Source organism: Telluria sp. ZB4P37 (assembly GCF_059685855.1).
In genome coordinates this window covers 23,935-40,380 of sequence record NZ_JCASID010000023.1, presented here as the reverse complement: position 1 = coordinate 40,380, position 16,446 = coordinate 23,935, and the positions used below count along the sequence as shown (strand labels likewise).

Sequence of the window (16,446 nt, the reverse complement as noted above, 5' to 3'; positions counted from 1 at the left end):
CTATTACAATCACGACCGCATCAAGATGAAACTAAAAGGGCTGAGTCCTGTGCAATACAGAACCCAGCCCTTGGCCGCTCATTAAACCAACCGTCCAACTTTACGGGGTCAGTTCATGCGGGCGCCCTTTCTTTTATTCAGGTATCCGGCGTTCTCATCCACCGTCATTAACGAATTGATATGATGAATGGTGAAAGTTGTTGAAAAGGATAGTGAAATGTCTTCTGGTTTGTTCAATTTCATATCAATAACACCATACATGCAATCTTTTTTATTGCTAATTATTTCTTTTTTCCTTTAATCGAAAAATTCTCGGTTACGATCACGCCTCGCTTTGCCCAGGAAGCATCGGTACCCGGTTCCGCACAGGTTTCCTTTCCCGATTCCTCCTTTCCGATTCCTCCTATTTAGGCGAAAATGACCAGATCAGCCCTGTCGGCCACCCTAGCCCGTGTTTTCTTGTGCAGTGCCTTCACTGCCATTGCCGTGCCCTCGATCTCGACGGCAGCCCCTGCGGCGCGAATCGCTGCCAATGCAGCCGTTCCTCCCACGATGGAAGAATCCGATTCGCTCGGCCGCTATGCCGCCAATCGCCTGATGGTCGTTCCGGCGGCCGGCCTGTCGCCGTCCAACCTGGCTGCCATCATGGCCCCTCACGGCGGGCGTGCCCGCAGGATCGGCAAGAGCAGCCTGAACGTCATCGACCTGCCGTCGGGCGTCTCCGCAAAGGCCGTGCTTGCCAAATTGTCGAAGCATCCTCACCTGAAGCGGGTCGAGCTCGACCGCAAGGTGCGGGCATCGTATGTGCCGAATGACCCGTACTACGCCAGCGCGTATCACCTGGCCAAAATCGGTACCCCAAGCGCATGGAACAGCACGCAGGGCGCCGGCGTCACCATCGCCATCCTGGATACCGGTGTCGATGGCACCCACCCTGACCTGGCGGCCAACATGGTGCCGGGCTATAACTTTGTCGACAACAACACGAACACGGCGGATATCTGCGGCCACGGCACTGCCGTCGCCGGCAGTGCTGCCGCGTCAAGCAACAACGCCCTGGGCGTGGCGGGCGTGGCCGGCCAGGCCAAGATCATGCCGATCCGGATTGGCGTGATGGACGCGGCGGGTGCTTGCACTGCCTACCTGAGCACGATCGTCAGCGGCATTACTTACGCCGCCGACCGCGGCGCGCGCATCGTGAACGTCAGTTTCGGGCCGCTCGCCGGTAGCGCCTCGGTGCAAAACGCTGCGCAGTATTTGAAAAGCAAAGGGGGCTTGTTGTTTGTCTCCGCGGGCAATAGCGGCGTGGACGCCGCCATTGCGCCGACCTCATCGATGATCGTCGTGTCGGCGACCGATTCCGGCGACAGCCGCACCAGCTGGTCGAACTTCGGATCGTTCGTCACGCTCGCCGCACCGGGCGCAGGGATCTGGACTACGACAAAAGGCAATATCTACCAGCAGTGGAACGGTACCTCGTTCTCCAGCCCCGTCGCCGCCGGCGTCGGTGCCCTGGTGATGGCCGCCAACCCGTCGCTGGATAACCAGACCGTGGAAAGCCTGCTGTATTCGACGGCAGTGGACCTCGGATCGGCTGGTCGCGACACCTATTTCGGTCATGGACGCGTGGACGCGGCGGCTGCCGTGGCAGCGGCGGTGGCGAAGCGCACCCCCACTGACACCCTTGCGCCTGCGGTTGCGATCGGTTCGCCTGGCAACGGCGCCAACGTCAGTGGCCTGGTATCGGTGGGCGTGACGGCCAGCGACAATGTCGGTGTCAATCGGGTGGAACTGAAGGTGAACGGCAGCACGGTGGCAGTCGATCAGGCGGCTCCATACCAGTTCTCGTGGGATTCCGCAGGGGCGGCGAATGGCGCGGCGACACTGGTCGCTGTCGCTTATGACCTTGCCGGCAATGCTGGTACATCGGCATCGGTGGGCGTGAAAGTGGCGAATCTTGTTGCGCCTGTTTCTCCGCTTACCTGGACCAGGTGTGCAAGCGAGGGTGGCGTATGTAGCTTCAGCAATACGCGCCAGGTTCGCTATGGCGCCAACAACAGCTTCGCAACGCAGACCGCCACGGGCTCGATCGCTTGCAGCAACACCGTGTTCGGCGATCCGATGCCGGGCGTGGCCAAGACGTGCGAGTATTCGAGCGCGACCACCACTACCACCACCCCTGCGCCGGCACCGGCACCAGCGCCGGCGCCGGTCGTGGAAACCTGGACCGCGTGCGGGACCGAAGGCGCCACCTGCTCGTTTACCGGCACGCGTCAAGTGCGTTATGGCGCATCGGGCGTGTTCGCATCGAAGATCATTGCCGGCGCAACCGCTTGCACCAATGCGGTGTTCGGCGATCCGATTGCGGGCGTGCTGAAGTCGTGCAGTTATTCGAGCATCACGCGCTGACCGGATTCCCGCCGGCGTGACGGGCCTGGTCCGGCGCAACAGCGCAAGGGGCCGTGGCCGGGACGATGCCGTTCAGTGAAAACTGAACGGCATCGGCATGTCGACTCAGGCAGTGGTCTTTTCCCTGGCCGCTTGCGCCGTGAGCGCGGCTTTCTGGTGTGCGGCCGTACCGTGCTGCTCCCAGTAGTCGGCATTCTTGATGCCCAGCGCCACCGGATCGAATACCGGATCCTTGCCCAGCTTTTTCTGCGCCTCGTAATCGCGCAGGCATTTGAAGGCCACGTCGCGCATCAGGAGGATGGCGATCAGGTTCAGCCAGGCCATCAGGCCCACGCCGAGGTCGCCCAGTGCCCAGGCCACGTCGGCGGTCTTGACCGCGCCGTAGATGGTGGCGCCGATCATCGCCAGCTTGAGCGCGACACCCATCCACGGACGGTTGGTGGCGCGGTTCAGGTAGGCGATATTGGTTTCGGCGATGTAGTAATAGGCGACGATGGTGGTGCCCGCGAAGAACAGCAGGGCGATCGCGACGAACAGCGAACCGAAGCCCGGCATCACGTTTTCCAGCGCGGTCTGCACGTAACCGGGGCCGGAAGCCACGCCCTGCACGCCGACGAACATCGGGGTGCCGTTCGGCGCTTCCACATTGTATTGGCCGGTAATCAGGAGCATGAAGGCGGTGGCCGAGCACACGAACAGGGTGTCGATATACACCGAGAAGCCCTGCACCAGGCCCTGCTTGGCCGGGTGGCTCACTTCCGCCGCCGACGAAGCGTGCGGGCCGGTGCCCTGGCCGGCTTCGTTCGAATAGACGCCGCGCTTGACGCCCCACATGATGGCCATGCCGATGATGGCGCCGAAAGCCGCATCCATCCCGAAGGCGGAGGTGAAGATGAGTTTCAGCACGCCCGGCAGCTGCTCGATGTTCATGGCGACGATCACGCAGGCCACCAGGATATAGCCCAGCGCCATGAAGGGCACGACGAACTCGGCAAAGCGCGCGATGCGCTTGACGCCACCGAAGATGATGAATGCCAGCACCACCGCCAGCGCCACGCCGGTGTAGGTGGTGTCGATGCCGGCCGCGGTCTTCAGGCTTTCGGCGATCGAGTTGGCCTGCACGCCCGGCAGCAGCACGCCAGTGGCCAGGATGGTCGTCACTGCGAACAGCACGGCATACCACTTGATGCCCAGGCCTTTTTCAATATAGAAGGCCGGGCCGCCGCGGAATTCCTTGTTGATCGATTCCTTGTAGACCTGGCCCAGGGTCGATTCCACGAAGGCCGAGCTGGCGCCCAGGAAGGCCACCATCCACATCCAGAACACCGCGCCAGGGCCGCCGAAGGTGATGGCCGTGGCCACGCCGGCAATGTTGCCAGTGCCGACGCGGCCGGCCAGGGTCATGGTCAAGGCCTGGAAGGAAGACACCCCCTGTTCAGAACTCTTGCCGTCCCACATCAGGCGCAGCATTTCGCCCAGGTGGCGCAATTGCAGGAAGCGCGAGCGGATGGAAAAATACAGGCCGGCGCCCAGGCAGAGCGCGATCAGCGCAGGACTCCAGACATAGCCGTTGATGGCAGTGACCAACTCGTTCATTGCTTTGTTCCCCGTAGCCGGCAACGCAAATGCGTGCCTGTGATCGATCATGGCCGGGAACGCTGCCCGGCCGCTTGTGGGTCACAAAGATACATGAAGAGTTAATTGTTTCCTATCGTTATTTATCGCGAACTTGCTCAACGCAGGCGGACCGACGCTGTCGTCGTGCCCTCGCGCACTTCGATGGCGGCATCCTCGAAGCCGGGCGGGCCGAAGCGGCCGGCGGCACTGCGGCTGAAGCCGTAGTCCTCGCTCGGGATGCCGATGAAATTGCGGTCGAGCTCGCCATTCTCGTTCGCGTCCTGGTAAGCCAGCACGGCCCAGGTGCCGGGCGGGATATCCTTCAGGCTGACCACGACTTCCGTCGCCTGCGCCGGCACCGAGGCGCTGAACGCGCATTGCTTGAGGAAGCGCTCGCGGTCGCAGACGGCGACAGCGACCTTGCCTTTTCCGGCGGTCACGCCCGATACGCGGATTTCCACGGTGGCGCTCGAGGCCGGGGCGGCCGCCAGCAGCAGCACGCCGCAGAGCAGGGCGGTAATTTCGATTCGCATCATCTTCCTTTCGTCATAAATATCGTGTGTACCGTCGATGACCCGCACGCCACCGGCCCCGCCGGGCGCGTATCGGGGTCCTTATGGTAGGCTCTTGCTATTGTATTCACAGGCTGCCCCCATGTTGTTCAATGCCTCCATTGTCGTGCTCACCGTCGTGCTGATGGAAGTGTTTTCCATCGTCGCGCACAAGTACGTCATGCACGGATTCGGCTGGGGCTGGCACAAGTCGCACCACGAGCCGCGCACCGGCTGGTTCGAGAAGAACGACCTGTACGCCGTCGTGTTCGCGGGCATCGCCATCGCGCTGATCTGGTTCGGCAGCGAGGGCGCCCATCCGCTCGAATGGATCGGCGCCGGCATGACCGCCTATGGCCTGCTGTATTTCGTCGCCCACGACGGCCTGGTGCACCGCCGCTGGCCCTTCAAGGTCACCCCGCGCAGTGGCTACCTCAAGCGCCTGTACCAGGCCCACCGCATGCACCATGCGGTCGAGGGCAAGGACGGCGCGGTTTCGTTCGGCTTCCTGTATGCGCCCCCCGTGGACCGCCTCAAACGGCAGTTGCATGCGCTGCATGGGGGACGCCTGCAGCGCCACCCGGACGCTGCCACAGCCCCGCAGGACGCGGACGCGCCAGCACACCCGCTGGGCGAGCGCGCGAACTGAGCGCAAGCGCGGCGCCCCTGGCCAGCAGCCACAGTTTCATCGCCTTGCCCGTGCCGGCGCGCTCGTCCCAGGCGTGGGCGCCGCGGCGCTTGACCTCGACGCCGATCTGGCGATAGACGTTGCGCGCGCTGGCGATCGCCCAGGCCGAGCGCAGCGGCAGCGCGGCGATGCCCTCCAGCGCCGAGTCGTAATACGGTTCGGCCTCGTCGACCAGGCGCGCCGCTACCTGCGCCAGTGCAGCGCGGTGGCGCGGGTCGGCCACTTCATCCGCAGGGATGCCGGCTTCGAACAGCCACCGTGCCGGCACGTAGCAGCGTCCCATGCGCGCGTCTTCCACGATGTCGCGCGCGATATTCGTCAGCTGGAAGGCCAGGCCCAGGTCGCAGGCGCGGTCGAGTACGCGCGGGTCGTGCGCGCCCATGATCGAGGCCATCATCAGGCCGACCACGCCGGCCACGTGATAGCAGTAGCGCAGGGTGTCGCCAATGGTCTCGTACTGCACGGCGCGCACGTCCATTGCGAAGCCGGCCAGGTGGTCGAGCGCGTAGCGCGGCTCGATGCGGTGGCGCAGCGCCACTTCCTGGAAGGCGGCGAAGGCCGCGTCTTCCATCGGCTCGCCGGCATAGGCGCGGCGCGTCTGCACCTCTAACATGGCCAGTTCGGCGGCAGGGTCGTGCGGCCTCGGTGGCGCGACATTGAAACCCAGCTCCTGGCCGTCCACCACGTCGTCGCAATGGCGGCACCAGGCATACAGCATCAGCACGCTGCGCCGGGTGGCCGGGTCGAACAGGCGCGCCGCCGCCGCGAAGCTTTTCGAGCCGACTTCGATGGTGCGGGTCGCATGATCCATCAGCGCTTCGCTCATGCCGGGATCCTCGCTTTCAAGTCCTCCACCATCAGGCCGGCCGTGGCCTTGGCCGAGCCGATCACCCCGGGCACGCCCGCGCCCGGATGGGTGCCGGCGCCGACCAGGTACAGGTTGGACAATTCGCTGTCGCGATTGTGCGGCCGGAACCAGGCGCTCTGGGTCAGGATCGGCTCCAGCGAGAAGGCCGAGCCGACGTGGGCATTGAGCTGGTCGCGAAAATCGAAGGGTGTGAAGATGCGGCTGGTCACCAGCTGGCTACGCAGGCCCGGCATGTAGCGCTTTTCCAGGTAGTCGAAGATGCGGTCGCGGTAGCGCGGGCCTTCGACTTCCCAGTCGATCGGCGCATTGCCCAGGTGCGGCACCGGCGCCAGCACGTAGTGGCTGCCGCAGCCCGGCGGCGCCAGCGACGGGTCGGTCACGCAGGGCGCATGCAGGTAGAGCGAGAAGTCGTCGGCCAGGGTCTCGCCCTTGAAGATGTCCTTGATCAGCTCGCGGTAGCGCGGGCCGAAGCAGACCGTGTGGTGCTGGAGCTGCTTATGGTGGTGGTCCAAACCAAAATAGAGCACGAACAGCGAATTGGAAAAGCGCTTCTTCTGCAGTGCCTGGCCTTCGGACGCGCCGCGCGGATGCGCGCCCAGCAGCGAAGCATAGGTGTGCACCACGTCGGCGTTCGAGGCCACCGCATCGGCCGGGAACAAGCGGCCATCCTCCACCCGCACGCCGGAGACGCGCGTGCCGCTCGCTTCAATGCGCGCCACCGGGGCATTGAGTTCGATCCGGCCGCCGATGTCCTCGAACAGCTTGAGCATGGCCCGCACCAGCGCGCCGGTGCCGCCGCGCGGGAACCAGACGCCCCACTTGCGTTCCAGGGCGTGGATCAGCGTGTAGATCGACGACGTCGCAAACGGATTGCCGCCCACCAGCAGCGAATGGAAGGAAAAAGCCTGGCGCAGGTGCTCATCCTGGATGAACTTGGCCACCAGGCTGTACACGCTGCGCCAGGCCTGCAGGCGCGCCAGCTGCGGGCCGGCCGCGATCATGTCGCGGAAGGACAGGAAGGGCACCGCGCCCAGCTTCAGGTAGCCTTCCTCGAACACGGCTTTCGAGTAGGCCAGGAAGCGCTTGTAGCCTTCGACGTCGGCCGGGTTGCGCGCGTGGATCTGGCGATCCAGCGCCTCCTGGTCGTTGGCATAGTCGAAATAGCTGCCGTCTTCCCAGCACAGGCGGTAGAAGGGCGCGACCGGCAGCATCTCCACATAATCGCTCATGCGCTTGCCGGCGGCGGTGAACAGCTCTTCGATGCAGGACGGATCGGTAATCACGGTGGGACCGGCGTCGAACACGAAACCCTGGTCCTCGTAGACATAGGCGCGTCCGCCTGGCTTGTCGCGCTTTTCCAGCAGGGTGACCTGCATGCCGCTGGCCTGCAGGCGGATCGCCAGGGCCAGGCCCCCGAAGCCGGCGCCTACCACCACGGCCTGTTTCTTGTCCTTGTTGCTCATGCGTGTGTGGCTTTCCTGATCTGGTCGGGATGGATTTTGAGGGCGGCGGACAAGGCCTGTCCGACCGGCACCGGCGGCTTGCCGCTCAGCAGGCGCGCCTTGTCGCGCAGGCGCAGGCGCCCGGCGTAGAAGCGCGCGATGAGCGGTGCCGGCAAATGGTAAAAGCGCTGCATCACGCGCCAGCGCTGCTCCGGCCGGCCGGCCAGGAACAGCATGCGGTTGAGCAGCCGGAAGAAGCGCTGGCCCTGCCACGCCTCCTGCGCATCGAGGCGGATCGCGGCGAACAGCGCCGGCGCCCGCAAGGCTTCGGGGGCGCCGGCCAGGCTGGCTACGTGGTCGGCCAGGCGCACCGCGTGCGGCAGCGAATAGCCGGTGGTGGGGTGGAACAGCCCGGCGCGCAGGCCGGAAGCAGGCTGGCCGCCCAGCGCCCCCCAGTGCGCATCGATATCGCCCGCCAGCACGATCGGCAGCGAGCCGTGTTCCTCGCGCAGCACTTCAAGCACCTCCCAGCCGCGCCCGCGCACATAGGCGTCAATGTTGGCGCGCAGGCGCTCCGGCTCCCAGGCGGCGGTATCGACGTAATGGGTGTCCTCGACCAGGATGCGGTCCGGGCCGAAAGGCAGCAGGTAGACGAAGCGGTAGCCGCCATCCTGCTCGACGCTGGCATCCATGATCACCGGCGCGCTCAAGCCGTGCGGCGCCGCCAGGCGCAGCTCCTGGCCCAGGAAGGTCTGGTAGCCGAGCGACATGTGCGGCGACGGGCGCGGGCCGCGCCCGTCGATGACGGCTTTGGCCGCCAGGGTCTCGCCACTGCCCAAGCGCACCGTGGTCGGGGTCAGGTGTTCGATGCGGGCATTCGGGCGCAGGTCCGGACCCAGCGCGGCTTCGATCACGCGCGCGAAATCGCTCGATGCGATGCTGGCATAGCCGCCTTCGAGCGTGCGCGCGAGATCCGGGAAGACCACGTCGTAGCGCGGCCAGCGCTGCGACACGAGCGGCGCGATCCAGGCCTGCTCTGCCTGCGTCAGGTCGGTATCGTGGAAGGACCAGGTATGGTTGCCGCCGATATGTTCACCGGCTTCGAGCAGCAGGATGCGCAGGCCTGGGTGCAGGCTGCGCAGGCGCCAGGCGATCAGGCCGTTGGCCAGCCCGCCGCCGGCCAGGATCAGGTCGTAGGGCTTATCCACCGCTGGCCACGCCCTCTGCTGCCTGCGGCGTGGGTCGCAGTCGCAGGGCGCCTTCGATCAGGTCGGCCGCGCGCGGGGCGCCGCCGCCGGCCGCCACGATGCCTGCCAGCGCCTCCAGGCGGGTAGCGAAGCTGCTTTCATCAAGCAGCCGGCGCAGCTGCGAAGCCAGATGGGCGCTGCCGGAGAAATGGGCCGACGCCTTCAGGCCGATGCCGGCGTGGACGATGCGGGCGGCCGCCCCCGGCTGGTCGAAGGCGATCGGCAGTGCCAGGATCGGAGTGCGTGCCGCGACGGCGTCCATCACCGTGTTCAGGCCGGCGTGCGAGACTACCGCATCGGCGCGCGCCAGCGCGGCCTGCTGGGGCGCGAAAGCGCAGACCCAGGTGGCGCCGGCACGTTCGAGGGCGCGTTCCCGGGCCGCATCAAGGCCGCCGCAGTGAGCGATCAGGAGTTGGGCGTCGAGCCGGCGGCATGCCGCCGCGATCCGCTTGAACAGGGCAAAGCGCTGGCCCTGCAGGGTGCCGAGCGACGCAAAGATGAAGGGGCGGCCGGGGGCGATGTCCGGCAGCGGTGAGACATCAATGCGCGCCTGGGACGCCCGCAGCGGCCCGACCTGGTGGAAATGCGCCGGCAGCGCGCGGCGCGGGAAATCATAGCCCTCGATCGTCTGGCTGAGCTGCACCAGCGGCGACAGGCAGTCGTGCAAGGCACCGCGCACGGGCAATTTGAGGCGCTGCGCATTGGCCTCGATGCTGCGCCGGTGCGGCGCCATCATCCAGTCGTAGACCCGGGTGCTGCCTTCGACGACCTGATGGGCGCGCGCGCTGTCTTCGTACCCGAAGGGCATCACCGGCAGCGGGATGCCCGGCTCGCGGTTGACCGGCAGCGCGCAGGCCACCGACACGAAAGGCATGCCCAGGCCCTCGGCCACCAGGCCGCCGGCCGCTTCCATCTGGTCGGCAATCAAGGTGTCGATTTCGAGGGCTTCGATCGCGCGCGGCAGTTCGCGGCACAGCATGTCCGTGCTGGCGGCCATGTCGAGGATCACGCGGCGCAGCCCCAGCGGCCCGCCGGGGTTCGCGGCCAGCTGCAGGCTGGCGTCCAGCGAACCGGGAGGATGGGTGGCCGCGCCGATGGCGTGGAACGCCACGCGCTGGTCGCGCACGAAGCGGCCAGCATCCGGGCGGTGCAGGAAGGTCACGCGGTGGCCACGCTCCACCAGCTCGCCGGCCAGCGCTTCGAGGGCGTTGAAGTGGCTGTAGAACGCAGGTGCGACGACCCCGAAATGCGCCATGGATCGTTTCCCGCCGGGCTCAGTTGACGTGGACTTCGCGCACGCGCGCGGCCACCGTCTCGGGGTAGGCCAGGCCTGCCTCCGCGGCCAGGCGCATGCGCGAGCGGCCCTGGGCGAACAGGCTGTCGACGAAGCGGCGGGTACCGCCGCCGGCGCCGAGGGCATCGCCCAGGTGGCGGTCGGCATCCATCAGGTAGGCCATCAGGCGCCGCTGCGCTTCCTCCTGGCCGAGCGAGGCCAGCAGGGTCGCCTTGCCCAGGTCCTTGCCGGTGTCCTTGCCGGTCAGCGCACTGTCGGTGCCGGGCAGGTCGTAAAAGTCGTCGCGGATCTGGAAGGCGTGTCCGGCCGCCAGCGCAAAGGCGCGCAGCGATTGGGACACGCCCTCGCAGGTCTGGGCGATGATCGCGGCCATGTCGACCGCCACGCCCAGCAGCACGCCGGTCTTGAGCTCGTTGGTGGTGGCGATGGCGTCGGCGGTGCGCGCGCCGGCGCCGTGCAGGTCTTCGAACTGGCCGCGCACCAGGCCTTGCGTGCCGATGGTCTCGGCCAGGCGCGCCACCAGGCGGGTGCGGGTGATCGGCGGAATGTCCTGGGCCGCGGCCAGCACGCCGAAGGCACGGCTGAGCAGGGCGACCGAGGCCAGGATAGTGACGTCTTCGCCATACTCGACGTGGATCGCTGGCTTGCCGCGGCGCAGTTGGGCATTGTCCATGCAGGGCATGTCGTCCAGCATCAGCGAGGCGGCATGCACCATCTCGACGGCGCAGGCGACGTCGACCAGCGCCGGCGAGGTGCAGCCGAGGTCGCGCGCGACCAGCATCACGAGCAAGGGGCGCATGCGCTTGCCGGCGCTGAGGGCCCCGGCGCGCATGGCGGCAGCCAGCATGTCCGCCTGGCTGCCGGATTCGGCCAGCAGCTGGGTAATGCGTTCCTCGATGGTGCTGCGCATGCGCTCCAGGCCGACGTGGTGGTCGTCGCCCTGCCCGGACAGGCCGAATTCGCCGAGTCCGCTGTAGCCGTCCATCCGCCGTGTCGCTGTTGTCATGCGCTACTCCTTCTGCCAGGTGCAGGAATCGAAATTGATGAATTCGAGCTGATGATACATGGTCAAAACGTTAACGAATCACGATTATTTCAATCGTGCGGATGCCTGCGCATAGGCCGCAGGTCTGCGCCGACATAGTAAGCTTGAACAAAAGACCACGGCCCCGCGTTTGGCTGCCCGTGGACAGCTTAGTGGGTCAAACTTGGGACAGGAAAAGACGATGCCGGCAGACGCCGGCATCGGGCCGGTCCGCGCGGGACCGGAGGCTAGCCGCGCCGCTGGGGCGGCATGGCAGGAGGGGACGGCTTGCTTAGAACGAGTGGCGCACGCCCACGGTGAACACCGACGGATCGGCGCCCAGTGCAGTGGCCGGCGGGGTGACGGCAGTCGACGACGAGCTGATCCCGAACACGCCGCGGCCGTTGTTGCGCAGCTGGGCATAGGTCGAGTAGATGTTGGTGCGCTTCGACAACGCGTAGGTGTAGGCCAGCGACACGGTATTGCCCTTGGCGCCGGTTTCCAGCTTCTGCTGCTGGAAATTCAGGAAGAACTTGTTCGGGCCCGTGGTGAAGGCCGCGCCCAGGTTGGCATTGGTGTACTCGTTGTTGGCGCCGGTCTGGTCGGCCTGCAGGTAATTACCCTTGATCTCGAAGGCGCCGAAGCTGTAGCCGGCACCGAAGGCGAGTTCCTTGTCGTCGCCAGTGGCCAGGCGCTCGATCACGTGATAGCCGGCGCCCAGGTAGAGACCGCCGGTCTTGTACTCGAGCGACACGCCCATCAGGTCACCCGACGGTTCGACGACGCGCTCCCCGGTCGAGTAGGCGGCATTGACGGTGAAACCGCTCATGGCCTCGCTCTTGTAGTTGACCGAATTGGCCAGGCGACGGGTCAGGCGGTTGGTGGCGAAGGCCGCCAGGTTCGAGCCGAACATGCCTTGGCCCAGGATGTCGCTGGCGGCGGCCACGGCGGCGATCGGGCTGTATTCGCGGCCGACGGTGACGGTGCCGAAGGCGCCTTGCAGGCCCACCACGGCGCGGCGGCCGAACAGCGCCGAATCGGCGGCGCCGGTGTCGAGGGCGACGCCGGCTTCGATGTTGAACAGTGCCTTCAGGCCGTTACCGAGGTCTTCGGTGCCGCGAAAGCCGATGCGGCTGCTCGACTGGTTGCCCGAATTGATCACGGTGCGGCGGTCTTCACCCGGTGCGTCGGTGTCTTCCACGGCGACCGCTGCGTCCATCACGCCATAGATGGTGACGTTGGTCTGGGCGTGGGCGAGCAGCGGGAGGGTGGACAGCAGCGCAGCTGCCAGGTACTTGAACTTCATGCAGATCTCCAGTTGGTTAGGACAAGATGCCAGGTTCGTGGATGAACCGGATCGACCCGAATCTTAACCAGCGAATATGTCCGCTTAGTGACAGCTTGATATGGAGCGGACGATACGGCAGCCGCCCGGCAGGCCATCGCGGCATGCAGGGCAGCCAGGCAGGGAAGGCTAGAGGCTGCGCTCGGCGAGCGGGAGGATGATGTCGATGCGGGTGCCGGCCGGCTCGTCGGCGCTGATGGTGATCTCGCCGTTCATGGCCCAGACCCGCTCGCGCATGCCGACCAGGCCGAGCGAGGCGGCTTTTTCCATGTCTTCGGCACGGATGCCGCGGCCGTCGTCGCGGATCGTGACCAGCAGTTCGCCGTCGATGCGGCCGAGGTCGAGCACCACGCTGGTGGCCTGGGCATGGCGCGCGATATTGGTGAGCGCTTCCTGCACGATGCGGAAGATCGCGGTGCTGGCGCCGTCGTCGAGGCGCAGCTCGTTTTCGTCGGCCATCAGGATGCAGGAAATGTCATGGCGCTCGACAAACTCGTCGCGCAGGCCCTGCAGCGCGAAATACAGGCCGCCTTCGTCCAGGGCGCGCGGGCGCAGGTTGGTGGCAATGCGGCGCAGCGAGGTGATGGCCGTGACCAGGTTCGACTCCATGCCTTCGATCAGGCGCCGCCCCGGATCGGGCAGGTTGTCGCTGCGCTGGAGCAGGGTGAGGTCCATGCGCAGCGAGGCCAGCAGCTGGCCGAGGTCGTCGTGCAGTTCGCGAGCGATATGGGTGCGTTCTTCTTCGCGGATGGTCTGCAGCGCCGAGGACAGCTGGCGCAGCTGGTCGTGCGAGCGCGACAGTTTTTGCTGCACCAGGTGGCGTTCCGACACGTCGCGCAGGATCACGGTGCATATTTCCTGGCCGTCCTGGAGGACGCTGGAGATCGAGCCTTCGATCGGGAACAGCTGGCCGTTGGCGCGGATGCCGGTGACGGCGTAGTCGGTGGCGCGCCGTCCGGCACGGTCGGCGCCGGCCGAGAAATAGTCGAGCGGACTGCGCGCGTTCCTTCCGGGCGCCTGGATGAAGCGCGCCAGCGAGTGCCCCTGCATGGCGGCGACGCTGGTAGCGAACATGTGGGCCGCCGCCGGGTTGGCGAACAGGATGAAGGCCTGTTCGTCGATCGAGAGGATGGCATCGCTGGCGCTATGGACGATGCGGCGGCCGTCGAGCTCGCGCACCGTGCGGCGCACGCTGCCGGCACGGCGCAGCGCAGCGACGCCCGTGCCGGTGCAATAGCCGCTGAGAAAGCCGAACACGAGAACCGCCGTGCCCGCGCGGCCGCGGCGTTGGCGTCGCTGTGGAGTCATGCGGGCATGCCATGAAGATGGCCGGGGAGGCCGGAAGTTCTACATTACGTGGCGGGGCGGGGAGGGGCGTTGATGCCCGACAAAGGGGGCAGGAGGGGGGAGGACAGTGGCGCTCACGGCGGCTATTGTGACCCTTGCCGTATGAATCGTCATTCCCGTCTGCGCGGAATGACGGTCTTGGGGGTAACGGTAGAACAAGCGGCAGCTTGACGCTGGCAACCAGTCAGCGCCAGCTGTCCAGGCTCACATCTGCTTGAACAAATGCAGGAAGCTCCTGCTCACTTCCAGCTTCTCGGGCCGCCCCTTGACCAGCACCAGGTGGCGCCCGCGAATGTCGCGGGTCACGCCTTCGATCGCATTGACGTTGACCAGGGTGGCGCGGTGGATCTGCCAGAACAGCGAGGGGTCGAGCTCGTCGGCCAGGTCGCGCACCGGCTTGCGGATCAGGGCCTCGAAGCTGGCCGTCTGCACGCAGGTGTATTTTTCGTCCGAGCGGAAGAACAGGATGTCTTCCACCGGGATCATGCGCAAGTCCTGGCCGATGCTGGCCTGGATCCATTGCAGGTGCTTGGGCTTCGGCACGCCGATCTTCTCGGCCAGCTGCGAGAGCATGGCCTGCACGCTGTCGTTGACCTTCGCGGCCGGGCGCTCGAGGCGCTGCTTGAGGCGGTCGACGGTGATCTTCAGGCGGTCGGGCTCGGTCGGCTTGAGCACGTAGTCGACCGCGCCGCGCTCGAAGGCTTCGACCGCATACTGGTCGTAGGCGGTGACGAACACGACCTGGCTGCGCTCGCCAATGTCGCGCGCCGCTTCCATGCCGGTCTTGCCGGGCATGCGGATGTCGAGGAAGGTCAGGTCGGGCCGCAGCTGCTCGACCAGTTCCACCGCTTCCTCGCCGTTTTTCGCTTCTCCCAGGATCTCCAGTTCCGGCCAGGCCTCGGACAGGCGCATGCGCAGCTGGTCGCGCATCAGTCTTTCATCGTCGGCAATAATCGCGGTAGGCATGGTTCTCTCGTGGCAGAAGGAAGGTAACAATTATTCAACGAAACAGCGCGGCAGGCAAGTCACCCTGCATGCCGCATCTGGCGGAGGGCGGCAGGGTTCACACCTGCTTGGACAGCTGGTAAGGCACTTCGATCATCGCGATTACGCCGCTCGGGCTGTTGGCGGCGATGTGCAGCTGGCCGGCGTCGCCGTGCAGCAGCTTGAGGCGGTCGCGGATGGTCTGCAGGCCCAGGCCGGTGCCGTCGCTGGGCACCACGCCGAAGCCCACGCCGTCGTCGGCGACGGTCACGCGCAGCTTGCTGTCGGCCACTTCGGCGGTGATCTTCAGGGTGCCGCCCTCGGGCTTGCACTCGAGGCCGTGCTTGATCGCGTTCTCGACCATCGACTGCAGCATCATCGGCGGGAAGGCCGCGCCGCGCAGGTCGTCGGGAATCTGCATGACGACGTTCAGGCGCTCTTCCATGCGCATCTTGAGCAAGGCCAGGTAGGCCGTGACCATGTCGACTTCCCGCCCGAGTCCGGTGACCACGGCGTTGTCGCGCATTTGCGGCAGCACGGCGCGCAGGTACTGGATCAGGCTGCGCTGCATGGCCGAGGCGCGCGGCGGGTCGACCTGGATCAGGTGCTCGACCGAGGCCAGGGTGTTGAACAGGAAGTGCGGCTCGACCTGGGCCTGCATCATCTGCATCTTGGTTTCCGACAGCTGGCGCTGCATCGCTTCGCGCTCGGCGGCGGCGTTGGCGACCTGGGCCTCGGCCACGGCGCGCTTCTTGCCGCCGACCAGGGCCTTGGTGCCGAACAGCGCCAGCACGAACAGCAGCACGAAGTTCATGAACCAGGTCGAGGCCTGCTTGTGGTAGCGCGACACCTTCTGCTCGGCGGCGTCTTCGACCGCCATCTCGATCGCGTTCGAGAGCTCCTCGCCGATCTGCGGCGGCAGCTCGATGTGGACCGATTCGCCGTTCGGATAAACAGCGGGCGAGGGCGTCGTGCTCGGCGCCGGCACGGCGGGGGCGTCCGGCGCCGGCGCCGCATCGGGGGGCGTCGTGGACGGCGCCTCGGGCGCCGGTGGCGGCTCGGGTGGCACGTTTGCAGCGCCGCTGCGGGGTTTGCGGCGCGGGTTGAAGCGGATGCCGCTCTCGTCGATCAGGATGGCGGCATCGCTGCGGCGGCCGGCATCGCGCTCGGCACGCGTGATATCTTCCTCGGCCGGGCCGGAGAACAATTCTTCCTGCAGGATGGCGCCGGCCGCCAGGGTCAGGAGCGCGAACAGGAAAAACTTCCACCACGACAGCTGGGTGACCCAGGTCGCCACGGCATCGAAGCCGCGGAAGATCCACGTCAGGACGCTGGAAAAATAATGCTGGCTTGTATTCCGTGCTTGCATGGTTACTGTGTGTTTCTCGTCGACGGGTGCTGGGGCAAGCGGCGAGTGTACCTCGTCGCTGCGCGCGCGTGCCAGAAATACAAGGTCGCCGGCACCCATGACTGTTGGGATGATGCAACTTTACCGCCGCCGCCGCCGGCGAGCCAGCCCCATGCGACAGCCTGCACGATCCGGGGCACAGGCTGCGTCTCGTCAAGCCAGAATGCGCCAACGCAAAGGCTGTCATTCGGAAACATTGCAAGGTATGATCTTTGCGCTCCG

14 protein-coding genes are annotated in these 16,446 nt (G+C 66.2%); 3 read left to right on the top strand and 11 right to left on the bottom strand.

Features of this window, described 5'->3' with window-relative positions:
- A partial coding sequence (locus tag AC56K1_RS22220) for an IS3 family transposase (protein ID WP_497159595.1) occupies nucleotides 1-85 on the top strand: 85 nt, incomplete at its 5' end.
- A 467-nt stretch (nucleotides 86-552) separates the two neighbouring features.
- Nucleotides 553-2,409: a S8 family serine peptidase gene (locus AC56K1_RS22215; protein ID WP_497159955.1), complete on the top strand. Its 1,857-nt coding sequence runs from the start codon at nucleotides 553-555 to the stop codon at nucleotides 2,407-2,409.
- Between the two features lie 105 nt (nucleotides 2,410-2,514).
- On the opposite strand, the gene AC56K1_RS22210 is transcribed toward AC56K1_RS22215, so the two are convergent.
- Together AC56K1_RS22210 and AC56K1_RS22205 are read right to left on the bottom strand one after the other, a co-directional pair.
- Nucleotides 2,515-4,005, bottom strand: coding sequence for an alanine/glycine:cation symporter family protein (locus AC56K1_RS22210; protein WP_497159954.1), 1,491 nt, complete (start codon nucleotides 4,003-4,005; stop codon nucleotides 2,515-2,517).
- A 137-nt stretch (nucleotides 4,006-4,142) separates the two neighbouring features.
- Nucleotides 4,143-4,562, bottom strand: coding sequence for a DUF2141 domain-containing protein (locus AC56K1_RS22205; protein WP_497159953.1), 420 nt, complete (start codon nucleotides 4,560-4,562; stop codon nucleotides 4,143-4,145).
- 118 nt (nucleotides 4,563-4,680) lie between these two features.
- Between AC56K1_RS22205 and AC56K1_RS22200 the strand changes: the two genes are divergently transcribed.
- Complete coding sequence (locus AC56K1_RS22200) at nucleotides 4,681-5,226, top strand: sterol desaturase family protein (protein WP_497159952.1); 546 nt, start codon at nucleotides 4,681-4,683, stop codon at nucleotides 5,224-5,226.
- Here the strand turns inward: AC56K1_RS22200 and crtB are convergent.
- The 9 genes from crtB to AC56K1_RS22155 all read right to left on the bottom strand — a co-directional run bounded on the left by crtB (nucleotide 5,111) and on the right by AC56K1_RS22155 (nucleotide 16,185).
- The gene (crtB, locus tag AC56K1_RS22195; protein WP_497159951.1) at nucleotides 5,111-6,091 is read right to left on the bottom strand and encodes a 15-cis-phytoene synthase CrtB; all 981 of its coding nucleotides are present in this window, start codon (nucleotides 6,089-6,091) and stop codon (nucleotides 5,111-5,113) included. The genes AC56K1_RS22200 and crtB overlap by 116 nt on opposite strands.
- The gene (locus tag AC56K1_RS22190) at nucleotides 6,088-7,596 is read right to left on the bottom strand and encodes a phytoene desaturase (protein ID WP_497159950.1); all 1,509 of its coding nucleotides are present in this window, start codon (nucleotides 7,594-7,596) and stop codon (nucleotides 6,088-6,090) included. Before AC56K1_RS22190 ends, crtB begins: the two co-directional genes overlap by 4 nt.
- Nucleotides 7,593-8,783, bottom strand: a complete 1,191-nt coding sequence (gene crtY, locus AC56K1_RS22185) for a lycopene beta-cyclase CrtY (protein ID WP_497159949.1) — start codon at nucleotides 8,781-8,783, stop codon at nucleotides 7,593-7,595. Before crtY ends, AC56K1_RS22190 begins: the two co-directional genes overlap by 4 nt.
- Complete coding sequence (locus AC56K1_RS22180) at nucleotides 8,776-10,077, bottom strand: glycosyltransferase (protein WP_497159948.1); 1,302 nt, start codon at nucleotides 10,075-10,077, stop codon at nucleotides 8,776-8,778. The genes crtY and AC56K1_RS22180 overlap by 8 nt, the downstream gene beginning before the upstream one ends.
- A 19-nt stretch (nucleotides 10,078-10,096) precedes the next feature.
- Nucleotides 10,097-11,122 carry a polyprenyl synthetase family protein gene (locus tag AC56K1_RS22175; RefSeq protein ID WP_497159947.1) on the bottom strand — a complete coding sequence of 342 codons (1,026 nt, stop codon included), beginning with the start codon at nucleotides 11,120-11,122 and terminating at the stop codon, nucleotides 10,097-10,099.
- 310 nt (nucleotides 11,123-11,432) lie between these two features.
- Nucleotides 11,433-12,446: a porin gene (locus AC56K1_RS22170; protein WP_497159946.1), complete on the bottom strand. Its 1,014-nt coding sequence runs from the start codon at nucleotides 12,444-12,446 to the stop codon at nucleotides 11,433-11,435.
- Between the two features lie 168 nt (nucleotides 12,447-12,614).
- Nucleotides 12,615-13,793: a PAS domain-containing sensor histidine kinase gene (locus tag AC56K1_RS22165; RefSeq protein WP_497159945.1), complete on the bottom strand. Its 1,179-nt coding sequence runs from the start codon at nucleotides 13,791-13,793 to the stop codon at nucleotides 12,615-12,617.
- Nucleotides 13,794-14,036: 243 nt separating this feature from the next.
- Complete coding sequence (locus AC56K1_RS22160) at nucleotides 14,037-14,798, bottom strand: LytR/AlgR family response regulator transcription factor (protein WP_497159944.1); 762 nt, start codon at nucleotides 14,796-14,798, stop codon at nucleotides 14,037-14,039.
- A gap of 97 nt (nucleotides 14,799-14,895) precedes the next feature.
- A complete protein-coding gene (locus tag AC56K1_RS22155) occupies nucleotides 14,896-16,185 on the bottom strand; it encodes a sensor histidine kinase (RefSeq protein WP_497159943.1) in 1,290 nt (429 codons plus the stop codon).
- Between the last annotated feature and the right edge of the window lie 261 nt (nucleotides 16,186-16,446).